Annotated in this window: 7 protein-coding genes; 3 read left to right on the forward strand and 4 right to left on the reverse strand. The window is 67.5% G+C overall.

Translation table 11 applies throughout. The features are described from left to right. Nucleotides 1-288 precede the first annotated feature (288 nt). A complete protein-coding gene (locus ACWCPF_RS04680; RefSeq protein WP_451043497.1) occupies nt 289-894 on the reverse strand; it encodes an acyltransferase in 606 nt (201 codons plus the stop codon). A gap of 117 nt (nt 895-1,011) precedes the next feature. Next, nucleotides 1,012-2,775, reverse strand: a complete 1,764-nt coding sequence (locus tag ACWCPF_RS04685; RefSeq protein ID WP_451043498.1) for a D-glucuronyl C5-epimerase family protein — start codon at nt 2,773-2,775, stop codon at nt 1,012-1,014. Between the two features lie 797 nt (nt 2,776-3,572). Between ACWCPF_RS04685 and ACWCPF_RS04690 the strand changes: the two genes are divergently transcribed. From ACWCPF_RS04690 to ACWCPF_RS04700, 3 genes are all read left to right on the forward strand, one after another. Then, complete coding sequence (locus ACWCPF_RS04690; protein ID WP_451043499.1) at nt 3,573-10,487, forward strand: polymorphic toxin-type HINT domain-containing protein; 6,915 nt, start codon at nt 3,573-3,575, stop codon at nt 10,485-10,487. 46 nt (nt 10,488-10,533) lie between these two features. Then, nucleotides 10,534-10,950: a hypothetical protein gene (locus ACWCPF_RS04695; RefSeq protein WP_451043500.1), complete on the forward strand. Its 417-nt coding sequence runs from the start codon at nt 10,534-10,536 to the stop codon at nt 10,948-10,950. A 75-nt stretch (nt 10,951-11,025) separates the two neighbouring features. Beyond that, nucleotides 11,026-11,490, forward strand: a complete 465-nt coding sequence (locus ACWCPF_RS04700) for an SUKH-3 domain-containing protein (RefSeq protein ID WP_451043501.1) — start codon at nt 11,026-11,028, stop codon at nt 11,488-11,490. Nucleotides 11,491-11,598: 108 nt separating this feature from the next. Here ACWCPF_RS04700 and ACWCPF_RS04705 read toward each other — a convergent pair whose 3' ends face one another. Together ACWCPF_RS04705 and ACWCPF_RS04710 are read right to left on the reverse strand one after the other, a co-directional pair. Then, complete coding sequence (locus ACWCPF_RS04705; RefSeq protein ID WP_451043502.1) at nt 11,599-11,775, reverse strand: DUF397 domain-containing protein; 177 nt, start codon at nt 11,773-11,775, stop codon at nt 11,599-11,601. A gap of 10 nt (nt 11,776-11,785) precedes the next feature. Next, a complete protein-coding gene (locus tag ACWCPF_RS04710; RefSeq protein WP_451043503.1) occupies nt 11,786-12,640 on the reverse strand; it encodes a helix-turn-helix domain-containing protein in 855 nt (284 codons plus the stop codon). Between the last annotated feature and the right edge of the window lie 192 nt (nt 12,641-12,832).

Consider the following 12,832-nt stretch of genomic DNA (forward strand, 5'->3'; position numbering starts at 1 on the left):
GCAGCCGCCGAGACCGTGCCCCGCACCCGCCCGCGGCGCGGTGAAGGGGGGCCTCAACGGGCCTCCGCACCACGTCTGAGCAGGGAAGTTCGCGCCGCGTCCTGTTGGACGCGGCCGACACCCTTTTCGTACCCGGTGGGCCGGCGGGCCGGTGGCGCTGAGTGGGTCGGGCGAACTCGGCTGCGGTTCGGCAGCGCCCTGGATGAAGGGGCGCGGGGAACTGCGCGATCGGCCGCGATGGCGCCGCAGCGGAACGACGGCACATCGCGGCCACTTCCAGCGGAGCGCTCAGCCTGCGGTCCGCTCCACCAGCACGCCGTCCTTCTCGTCGTACAGCTCGCCGGTCTGCGGGCACTCCCACACGTCGGCCTCGCCCGCGCACGCGATCAGCTTGACGCCGGCCCGGCCGACCCAGCCGACCTGCCGCGCGGGAACACCGACGACCAGGCCGAAGTCCGGGACGTCCTTGGTGACGACGGCGCCGGCGGCGACCATGGCCCAGCGGCCGATGGCGATCGGCGCGACGCACACGGCGCGGGCGCCGATGGACGCCCCGTCGGCGATCTTCACGCCGACGGCCTCCCAGTCGCCGCCCCGCTTCTGCTTGCCGTCGGGGTCGACGGAGCGCGGGTTGTGATCGTTGGTGAGGACCACGGCGGGGCCGATGAAGACGCCGTCGCCGAGCTCGGCCGGCTCGTAGACGAGCGCGTAGTTCTGCAGCTTGCAGTTGTCGCCCAGACGAACGCCCGAACCGACGTACGCGCCACGGCCGATGACACAGCCCTCACCGAGGCGCGCGCCCTCACGGATCTGCGCGAGGTCCCAGACGCTGCTCCCGGCGCCGATCTCGGCACTGTCGTCTACCTGCGCGCTGGGCTGGACCCTGTAGTTCACTCTGCTGCCTTCCGGTGTGTGGCTTCGGTTGGCGAGCATACGGGGCGGGGCGGACGACGTTGACGCGCGGCCCGGACGGCACAGTGCCGTCCGGGCCGCGCGTCGGCCGCTCGTCTGCTACCCGTCGGTCAGCACCGGCCCGTTCGGCACCCAGTACCCGGTCAGCCCGCCCGCGGTGATCCGCAGCATGGGCCGGCCGTTGACGATGGCCCGCTGGTCGAAGGGGGCCTTGGAGCTCTTGGCGAACTTCACCGTCTTCGTGGTGCCGGTCTTGCCGTCGCTGCCGAACTTGATGCAGGTGATCGACACATTGGCCGGGAAGGTGGCGGTGCGCTGCGGGCGGTAGGTGGTGGGCAGATACACGCCGCGCAGGAAGACGTTCGGGTAGTACTCCCCGACCCACCAGCCCGCGTACGCGCCGGCGCTGATGCGGTAGTAGATCCCGCGCCCCTTGATCCGGCGGCGGACGTCGACGGGAGCCTGGGTGGCCTTGGAGAAGGTCACCTTCTTGGTCGCCTGCTGGGCGTCCTCCATCGTCGGCGACCAGCCGTAGAGGGGCGCGCCCTGCGTCTTCAGCTTGTACAGCGTGTGCGTGCCCTTGGCGAACGCGAGGACCGAGCCCGCCGGCAGGTTGGTCTGCGCGTAGGGGTAGTCGTTGATCAGCGTGTCCTGCTGGGCCGCGAGCGTGGGGCTGCCGGTCTGCCAGTGCAACTGGCGGAACAGGTTGATGTGGTGCTGGTGATAGCCCTTGGTCGGGACCCGGTGGGTGTTGCAGTAGTAGGAGAGCCACTTCGCCTGACGCAGCCGCGAGAAGTGGTCGCGGATGGTGGTGACCCCTCCGTCGTACAGCTTGAGGGCCAGCTCGTTGCCGGTGGCGACGTAGTAGTCCCAGAGGCCGAAAATGGCGAAGATCATGCCGTTGAAGGTGTAGTCACCGGTGCCGGCGACGGCGCCCGGGTACTCCTGGATCCACAGGTAGCCGTTCTTGTCCTTGTTCACGACCCACGGCTTGGCGTTGTCGCCGCGCAGCAGCGAGGCGAACGCGCCGTCGGCCGCGGCCTTGTAGAGGGTCTTCTCCTCCTCGGTGACCCCGTCCAGCTGGGACAGCTGGATGAAGAGGCTGATCGCCTCGCCCTGCGCCATGCCGGAGTACCAGGGCGCCTTGTAGTTCACGCCGCTGTGCTCGGGGTGGTACCAGTCGAACGGGTACGGGAAGTACCAGGCGCCGCGCGTCTCCACGCGCTTGTCGATGAGCCGCTTCGCCTGCGCCTTGGCGCGCTTCAGGAAGAGCGCCTTGCGGGTCGGGTCGGTCGCGATGCGGTAGCTGGAGATGCAGCCGAGCCCGAACTGGATCTGGGTGACGGGCTGGTCGTAGCCCGGCGTGTTCCGGTCGGGTCGGTACTGCACGACGCCCTCGGCGTCGAGGTAGACGTTCTCGGTGTTGGGCGTGACGTTGGACCAGGTGGTGGGCCGGTCGCGCCAGGGCCGCATGTACTCGGGGAGCTCGGTGTCGATCCGGTAGCCCGAGGTCTTGAACTCGAAGGGCAGCGTCGTGGGTACGGAGTCCTCGACGGTCTGCGGGTCGACGGTCCCACCGGTGTAGGGAATCCGCGTGCCCGGGCTGGGCGGGCTGAGGACGCCCTCGCCGAGCTGGTCCGGCAGCTCCGGAACCGGCGGCTGGGTGCTGCCCGGGGTGTCGGGAAGACTCAGCACGAGGGAGCGCGGCACCCCGTCGAGCAGATCCGGCGAGGGGGAGTCCAGCGCTCCTGTGGCCAGCGCGGTGAAGGTCCCCCCACCGACCACCGCGACCCCGGCGACGGACCCGCCGGCAACCCTGATGAACCGCCTGCGCCCCAGCTCGACACGTCTCTTGCCAGCCATGACTTGCCTACCCCCAACGAATGTTGATGGACCGTACGGAACCGCGATGTCAGCGCATGTTCCGTACGACCCCTGAATCCCCGAACCAGTAAAGAAGTTCAGCTGAACGGGAGGGAGAAGGTAATTGGGGCATGTGGGTGCGAGATGGGGTAATTGGCGATGCCTGAAGGAATTCTGTGATGAAACTGTGACTATCTGAATGTGATCATGTCGGACATGCATGTCTGGTGAGAAGTAAGAGGTCGGTAAAAGATCTGTGGCGATCATCCGACTGTGGGGGGACGGTGACTTCGGGTGTCCGGGATGGGTATCGGGTGGCGGCGGGGCGCTGCTGTCGCAACAGCAGCACCTCTCTTGTCAGGCCTGAGCGGGATCGTTTCTGCATCCCGGGCGTACGCGGCGGGATGCGTCGGCGGCGCCTCGGTCTCCGCCACCGACCGGCACTGCGCCGTCGGCGCGACCGGTGAGAGCGCCGAAACGGCTGCTGCCTTCGCGGGCGCCGTCCGGGAAATGTGCGCGGCGTGAGTTCTCCCGGCCTTCCGGCCTGTTCGGCGAAACCCTCTCGGCCGACGACGGCGACCGGTCGATCTCCTGCCTGACGGCAAAGCAACGGCCGATGTCTGACGGGCCCGTCATGTCCCCTGCCATGTCCCCTGTCATGTCCGCTGCTTAACAAGCCTGTTGGGGCTTCGGTCCTGTTGGGGCTCGACGCACGCCTGCCCTTCCATGCCATGACGTTCTCCTTCGACCAGGGAGTTGTCCGAATGTTCTTCCGTGGCCGCTCACTGAGCCGCCGCATGCCCAGACCGGCGTTGGCCGTGACAGTGCTCGGGCTCACGCTCGCGTTGTCCGCGTCGTCGGTTCAGGCATTGGCGCTCGACGACGGCGACCGGGGCCGCACCAGCAGTCCCGGCGTCCAGGACGACGGGGATCCCGCCAAGGGGTCCGCGGCGAAAGCGAAGTCCCGTCCTTCCGATCCGGCGCGCAAGGCGGCGGTCAAGGGTCTCGACAAGGCGGTGTGGCCCGAGCAGGGCGGCGCCGAGGTGAAGCTGGGGGCCACCGCGGAGGCGGGCGGTCTGCCGATCACGATCGGCAAGGCGCAGGCGAAGGTGAAGGCCAAGGCCACTGGCAAGGCCGGCGCGAAGGGCGAGGCGACGACGGATGCGGACAAGGTCCGTGTCGATGTTCTCGACCCGCAGCGCGCCGCACAGCTCGGCGCCGGCGTTCTGCTCGGCGTCGAGCGCGCCGACGGCGAGGACCAGGCGGCCAAGGTCCGCCTCACGGTCGACTACTCGGAGTTCGCCGAGGGCTTCGGCGGCTCCTATGCTTCGCGTCTGCAGCTGGTTCAGCTGCCGGCGTGTGCCGCGGTCGCCACGCCGGGCAGCAAGGCGTGCCCCGAGCAGCCTGTCGTGCTGCCGACGGTGAACGACGTGAAGACGGGCACCGTCTCCGCAGACGTCACCGCCGCACCGGCCCCCGCCGAGGGCGTCTCCACGATGGCGGGCACCGCGACCTCCCTGGTCGCGGTCGCCGCCGGCCCCTCCAGCGCGCAGGGCACGTACAAGGCCACGGCGCTTTCCCCGTCGTCCAGTTGGAGCGTGGCTCCTTCCTCGGGCGGCTTCAGCTGGAACTATCCGCTGAGCTCCGTGCCGACGCCGGGCGGTCTGACCCCGACCGTGGGTCTCGGCTACTCGTCCCAGTCGGCGGACGGCCGCACCTCGGCGACGAACAACCAGGGCTCCTGGATCGGTGAGGGCTTCTCCTACGACGCCGGCTATATCGAGCGCCGTTACAAGCCCTGTTCCGAGGACGGTCACGACGGTTCCGGTGAGCAGTGCTGGGCGTTCGAGAACGCCACGATCATGCTCGCCGGTTCGTCCGGTGAGCTGGTCAAGGACGACACCAGCGGCAAGTGGCACATGTCGTCGGACGACGGTGCGAAGGTCGAGCGGCTGACGGGCGCCACGAACGGTGACGACGGCAGCGTCGGTGACAAGGGCGAGCACTGGAAGATCACCACTTCGGAAGGCACGGAGTATGTCTTCGGTCTGAACCGGCTGCCGGGCTGGGCGACGGGCAACGAGGAGACCAACTCGGTCTGGACGGCTCCGGTCTTCGGCGACGACGCGGGTGAGCCGTGCTACAACGCGACGTTCACCAGCGCCAACTGCCAGCAGGCGTGGCGTTGGAGCCTGGACTACGTGAAGGACACGCACGGCAACGTGATGTCCTACTTCTACGACCGTGAGACCAACTACTACGCGCTGAACGGCAAGACGGACGTCAACGGCACCGCGTACCACCGCGGCGGCTGGCTGAAGCGGATCGACTACGGTCAGCGGGACGGCAGTGTCTACCCGGCGAAGGCCCCGGCCCGGGTCGTCTTCAACACCGCCGAACGCTGCCTGCCCACCGCGGACTTCGACTGTGCGGAGAGCAAGCGCACGAAGGCGAACGCGGCTTACTGGCCGGACGTCCCGGTCGATCAGGAGTGCAAGTCCGGCACGAAGTGCACGTCACCGGTGCAGACGTTCTTCACGACGAAGCGGCTGACGTCGGTCGTGACGCAGATGCGCAAGGACGCCACGACCTACCAGGACGTGGACGCGTGGAGTTTCACGCATCTGTTCACGGACAACGGTGACGACTCCAAGACGCTGTGGCTGTCGAAGATCGAGCACGAGGGCCGCGTGGGTACGGCGGTGAAGCTGCCGTCCGTCGACCTGTTCGGCGAGCAGCTGGCCAACCGCGTCGACGCGATCGGCGACAACATCGCCCCGTTCCATCGCTTCCGCCTCTCGATGGTCCTGAGCGACACCGGAGCCCAGCTCGACGTCACCTACGCGCCGACGGACTGCGCGAAAGCCTCGCTGCCCACGCCGGGTGAGTCGGTCAAGCGCTGCTATCCGGTGAAGTGGGCCCCGCCCGGGTACACCGAGCCGATCACGGACTGGTTCCACAAGTACGTGGTCGCGGCGGTCATCGAGACCGATCGCACCGGCGGCAGCGACAGCATGGTCACGCGTTACGACTACCAGGGCGACGCGGCCTGGCGGAAGGCGAAGCCGGACGGCATCACCGATGCCAAGTACCTGACCTGGGGCGGCTGGCAGGGCTACGGCAAGGTCAAGGTCACCAGCGGTAGCTCCGATGCGCAGAAGACCCGCGTCGACTACACGTACCTCCAGGGCATGGACGGCGACAAGGACTCGGCCGGCAACACCCGCTCGGTGACGGTCAAGGACTCCACCGGAGCCTCCTACACGGACTCCGAGGAGTTCACGGGTCACCAGCTGGAGGCGGCCACCTACGACGGCGCCAAGCTGGTCTCCAAGACGATCGACGTCCCGTGGAAGCACTACACGGCAACCCAGACCAATAGCTGGGGAATTACACGTGCGGCGATCGTGCGCACACAGACCGGCCGAGGCTTCAGCCTCCAGTCGGATGGCACCTGGCGCGAAACGAAGTCCACCACGACCTACGACACGGCGAACAGCACCGGCCGCATCCTGACGGTCGAGGACCTTGGCGACGTCTCCACGGCCAAGGACGACACCTGCACGCGCACCACCTACGCCGACAACACCGCGAAGAACATCCTCGCGCTTCCGGCGCGCAGCGAGAGCGTGTCGGTCAAGTGCGCGACGACGCCCGACCGCAAGACCCAGGTCCTGGCGGACGAGCGCACCTCGTACGACAACCTCGCGTTCGCGGCGGCGCCCACCAAGGGTGACGCGACCAAGACCGAGCGGCTGACCTCGCACAACGGCACCACGGCGACGTACCAGATCACCGGTGCCACGACCTACGACGACTTCGGGCGTCCGAAGTCGCAGCAGGACGCCAAGCAGTACGGGACGACCGACGCGACGAAGACCGTCTACACCGAGACCAACGGTCTGCTGTCGAAGACGGTCGTCACCAACGCCCTGGGCCACAACACGACCACCGACTACGCCCAGGCCTGGGGCATGTCGAAGGGCCAGACGGACCCGAACGGCCAGCGCACGGACCTCGCCTACGACGGTCTGGGCCGTCTGACGTCGGTGTGGCTCGCGGACCGGGCGTCGACGCAGACGCCGAGCATCAAGTACTCGTACAACGTCCGCAAGGACAAGGTCACCTCGATCAAGACGGAGAAGATCGAGAACGACGGCTCCTACGGCGCCGAGTACCAGCTGTACGACAGCATGCTCAGGCCCCGTCAGATCCAGACCGAGGGCGTGGACGGCACCCGCATGGTCGCCGACACCTGGTACGACGCCACCGGGAACGTCAGGAAGACCAACTCCACCTACAACGCGGCGGGTGCGGCCTCCGACGAGCTGCTGCTCGTCAGCAACGGGCAGGTCGGCTCGCAGAACCTGCTGGAGTACGACGGCCTGGGCCGGCCCACCGCCGAGATCCTCGCCGTCTCCGGCGCCGAGCAGTGGCGGACGAAGACCACTTACGACGGCGAACTGACGCACGTCGATCCGCCGGTCGGCGGAGTGCCCACGACGAGCGTCACGGACGGCCAGGGCAACGTCTCCGAGATCCGCCACTACCAGGGCGCCGCGCCGGGCGTCGGTGTGCCGTACGACTCGACGAAGTACACGTACAACACCGCGGGATTGCTGGAGACGGTCACCGACGCCAAGAGCAACGTCTGGCGCTACGAGTACGACCAGCTGGGCCGCAAGACCAAGTCGGTCGACCCGGACGCGGGCACCTCGCGCACCGAGTACGACGAACTGGACCGGCCGGTCATCGCGTACGACGGCCGTGACAAGAAGACCTCCACGGTCTACGACAAGCTCGGTCGTGTGCTCACGACCTGGCAGGGCGACGCCGGTACCGGCACGCAGCTGAGTGAGACGAAGTACGACAAGGCGGGCTGGCTGGGTCTGGCCTACGGCCACCTGAGCTACGTCTCGCCGACGGAGTACTTCGCCACGGCCGTCCAGTCGATGGACGAGTTCTACCGTCCGCTGAAGACCGCGTACCAGGTCCCCGCCTCGCAGGGATCTCTCGCCGGTACCTACGTCTACACCTCCACGTACAACCGGGACGGAACGCTTCAGAGCTCCGGCCTGCCCGCCCTCGGCGATCTGCCGGCGGAAGCGCTGACGTACACGTACGACGCGCTCCAGCGCCCGATGACGCTGACGGGCAGCACCTCCTACGTCACCAACACCACCTACTCCAGGACCAGCCAGCTCCAGCAGCTCGAGCTGTCCACGGGCACGGGAAAGAAGGTCTGGCAGACCTTCAGCTACGAGAAGGGCACCGACCGGCTGACCCGCTCGGTGGTCGACGTCTACGGCGCGACCGCCCCGGCGAAGGACTCCTCCTACTCCTACGACCAGGCCGGCAACGTCCTGTCGATCGCGGACACCGCGAACTCGGCCTCGCCGGACATGCAGTGCTTCGCCTACGACAGCCGTCAGCGACTGCAGCACGCGTGGACGCCGGCGGCCACCGCGACGACCGCGGCCGGTTCCGGAACCCGTGGCTCCACCACGCCGGTGGACGGCACCGGGCCCTCGGCGTGCACCACTGCCGCGGGTTCGAGCGCGCTGGGCGGTCCGGCTCCGTACTGGAAGTCGTACGAGACGGACGCGATCGGCAACCGCACTTCCGAGGTCAACCACGACACGTCGCTGAACGCGGCGAACAACATCACCCGCAGCTACGAGTACGGCGGCGCGGGCGCTCTCGGAGACGGACCGCACCAGGTCACCAAGGTCACCGAGCAGACCCCGACCGGCGCGCGGCAGTCGTCGTACGAGTACGACGACGCGGGCAACACCACCAAGCGCACCATCGGCGGCAACGCCCAGTCCCTGACCTGGACCGACTCGGGCAAGGTCAACGAGGTCACCGAGGCGAACGGCTCGAAGACCAGTTACCTGTACGACGCCTCCGGCAACCGTCTCGTGCGCAAGGACCCGTCCGGTACGACGGTCTACCTGCCCGGCACCGAGCTGAAGCTGTCGGTGGACGGCACCAAGACGGAAGCCACCCGCTACTACAGCTACGGCGGTCAGACCGTCGCGGTCCGCACGGCGGCGAAGCTCTCCTTCGCGACTGCCGATCACCACGGCACGGGCGAGGTGGCGATCGACTCCGCGACCGGCGCGATCTCCCAGCGCCGTTTCGACCCCTACGGCGTGGAGCGCGGCGCGAAGACCGGCGTCTGGCCGGGGGAGAAGGGCTTCGTCGGCGGCACGATCGACGCCTCGACCGGCCTGACCCACCTGGGAGCGCGCGAATACGACTCGGCGATCGGCAAGTTCATCTCCGTCGACCCGATCATCGACTACACCAGGCCGAACCAGATCAACGGCTACGCGTACGCCGACAACACCCCGGTCACCCTGTCCGACCCGTCCGGCCTGGAGAGCTGCTTCCCGGTCTACTGCTCGGCCTACTCGGGCACCTACAAGAAGGAAACCGGCAACGCGGACGTCGACAACGCACAGTCGGATGCCGACGCGGCCGCCGCCGACGTGGCGTCGGCGCAGGCGCAGCAGTCCTCCTCCAAGCAGCGCATGAAGTCCGCAGGCAAGGAGCTGATCAAGATCGCCCGGGACATCCTGGGCGTGGACGCGGCTCTGGACTGCATCTCCAGCGGCGACGTCGGAGCCTGCGGCGAAACCCTGCTCAACATCGCCGGCAGCTTCGCGGGCGGCCTGGCGGGCAAGATCATGGCCAAGTACGGGGCCCCGTGGAAGTGGGCCAAGGGCCTCAGACTCGTCAAACGTGTCGTTGGGCTGGTCAAGGACCTGATCGGCGGCGCGAGGGGCTACTTCAAGGCCAGCAAGGCACTGGGCAAGGCGAAGGCCGGACTGACCAAGGCCACCGAGAAACTGGCGGAGGCCCGGAAGAAGGCAGCGGCCGCGCTCGAGAAGAGCAAGAAGTCGGAGCCTGAGTGCCATAGCTTCCTGCCAGGCACGAAGGTGCTGCTCGCCGACGGCAGCGCGAAGCCGATCGAGAAGGTGAAGCTCGGCGACAAGGTCGTCGTCACCGACCCGAAGACCGGGAAGACGACGGTGCGCGAGGTGGCCGGCACCATCGTGACCGAGTACGACAAGTACTTCGCCGATCTGACCGTGAAGGGCAAGTCCGGCAAGCCGGAGGCCCTGATCGCCACGACCACCCACCCGTTCTGGGTGGCCTCCGAGGAGGAGTGGATCGAGGCGGGCGACCTTCGGCCGGGCATGCGACTGCGTACCCCCGAGGGCGAGACGATCCAGGTCACGGCGACCCGGCACTTCGAGAAGAGCCAGCTCACCTTCGATCTGACCGTCACCGAGATCCACTCGTACTACGTGCTGGCGGGGGCCACACCGGTCCTGGTCCACAACTGTCCGGCCGGTGGCGGCGGGGGCTTCTTCGGTAAACTCTTCGGAGGCGGGAAGAAGTCCGCGGCGCAGACGGCCGACGAGAACATGCGGGCCAAGAGGGTTCCCATGAAGCTCGGTGATCTGCGGGACATCGAATTGCCCGACTACGGGGACTCCACCAAGATGCGGGACGTCGGCGGTATGGACGACTCCCGTCTTCTGGAAGCGATCAACGATCCTGATGAGCTGGGTGGCAGCGTCGTACTCGGTGACGGTGAAGTGATCAACGGAAACCATCGACTGGGCGAGGCCCTGCGAAGAATGGACAATCCGAACTATCCAGGTATCACACCGGATACCGAGATATTGGTCGTCCCCTAGAAAACCCCCGCAGTAATCGTCGGGAAATCCGGAAATGAGGTGTGCGATGCCCAACCTGAAGGGGTGGCTCGCGGGTTCGAAGCTGGTCCAGTCCTGGCTGGGGTGGCCCGTACCTGCGGCTGTCAGGTTGGCGTCGCCACCTCAGCTGCGCGAACTCATGGCCGCGGCGGAGGCGCGCGGCTACAGCAGGAAGGGCCGGGGGCTGGATCTGGACGCGGGGAAGACCTTCGCGATCGTCCCGTACCTCCAGGAGTCCTCTCCCGAGGACAGCTGGATGTGTCTGGTCGTTTCTTTCGCCCACTCCATGGTTCTGGAGCCGGGGGTCAGGCCCGAATGCGATTTCGGGAGACTCGACATCGCGATGGCCGACTTCGAGAAGCTGCCCCCGGCCACCCCTGCAGAAAGAGACCAACTGCTCCACTGGATGGCCTGGGAGGCATACCGGGGCCGGGACCGACCGTGACCCCACGGGGCCCGGTTCGACACGTCGAGCCGGGCCGTTTCCGTCAGACCGCGATCGAGAAAGCCCGGGAAACGAGTGACGCTGTCGAGTAGCGACCCACTGGTCTGCGAAGCCCTGCGACGCGCCGGGTGGAGTGAAGGCCGGCGCGTGGACACGTCGGGCTGGGTGGAGGAGCTCACGGGCGTCGGTTACGAACCGCACCCGTTGGCGCTGCGGATCTGGGCGGAGTTCGGTGGTCTAACGATCCGGAGCGCACCGAGCCGTGAACCAGGTTCGCGGCTCCACATCGATCCGGTGGACGCCGGTATCGACTCGTTCGACGAGTCGTTGGTGATCAGCGACAGGTACCGGGAGGACTTCTCACCTCTGGGCATGTGGTCGTCCCAGTTCAGCTCATATGTGAGCGCTTCCGGAAGGGTGGTCGCCGTGACCGTGGGCACCATCTGGGAACTCGGTATGAGCTTCGCCAGCGTCCTTGAGTATGTGGTTAAGGGCGACGGGGCCGGGAGCCGTGCCCAGCCGGCTGACTGGCTGGCGTAAGCCCTCGGAGGCGCTGGTTGCGCGACCAGGTGACGAACCGCATGTGTGAGCGCTCGGCTGGGTTTCCCGGCCGAGCGTTTTCATGAATCCTGTTTGCAGTGCGCTGCTTCAGCGGCTCCGCAGGGCGGTTATCAGGGCTCCGAGTTGGTGCGGGCTCGTAGTGACGATGGTTTTCGGTTCGTCGCTTTCGCGGAGGAGGATTGTTCCGGTGGGGGTGGTGGCGAGGTAGACGCAGGCGGAGGCCTCCTGGCTGTAGGTGGACTTCTGCCAGTGGAGTTCGGGCATGGGGGCTCCTTCAGAGGTCTTGGGCGAGTTGGGAGATGAAGTCTCGGGACTTGGCCGGTGGCAGAGCCGCTTGGCTGGTGCGGTCCAGGATGAGGCGGTAGCGCTCCAGTTGAGCCGGTGAGTCGATGAGTTCCGCGCCGTGGTCGGTGTCGAGCTGGACGGTGTCCAGTTGTTGTACCGGGCCGTGGAAGTAGTCGACGCCCTGGCCCGAGGTGTGGAAAGGGCCGCCGTCGAAGGGGATGACGACGATGGTGACGTGGTCCAGTTCGCTGATCTCGTTGAGGTGGTGCAGCTGGGCCCGGACCGTGTTGCGGTCGCCGAAGCGCATACGGAGTGCGGCCTCGTGGATGATCGCCGCGTAGGGCGGGGGCTGTTCGCGGTGCAGGATCTCCTGGCGCTTCATCCGGTGCGAGATGCGGTGCTCGATCTCGTGCGGTTTGAGCGGCGGGACGGTGTGACCGAACAGGGCGCGGGCGTGCTCGACGGTCTGGAGCAGGCCCGGGATGTTGATGACGTGAGCCACGCGTAGTGCGGTGGCGTGGTGCTCGACCTCGGTGAGGTCCAGTACTCGGGGGGAGAGAATGTCTCGGTACTCCTCCCACCAGCCGCGCCGGCGTTCGCCGGTCAGTGCCGTGAGAGCGTCGATCAGGGGTTCGTCGGTGCAGTCGTAGTGCCGGGCGATGGCGCGGACGCGGTCGGCGCTCACTCCGTAGCGTCCGGCCTCGATGTTGCTGACGCGCGACTGTGTGGCGCCGACCAGCGCGGCGGCCTGCGTGGCGGACAGGTCGGCCCGCTCGCGCAGCCTGCGCAGCTCGACTCCAAGGCGGCGACGCCGGGCGGTAGGGAGAGGGCTCGGTTGCGGCATCGGCTGCGACTTCCCATTCGTACGTGCGTCGTGCGAGTCACCCACACGAGGGCAATAGGGACTGCATTCCTTTCAGTCCATGGAATGTAGTCCATGAACTGCCCTACGGTGAGTCCCGAGCCGCTCAACCGGCCCCGCCGATAACCCGGAAGCGCACCGCGCCGTACTTGCAAGCGCGCGGCACTGCCACCG

This window comes from Streptomyces sp. NPDC001858 (genome assembly GCF_053594615.1).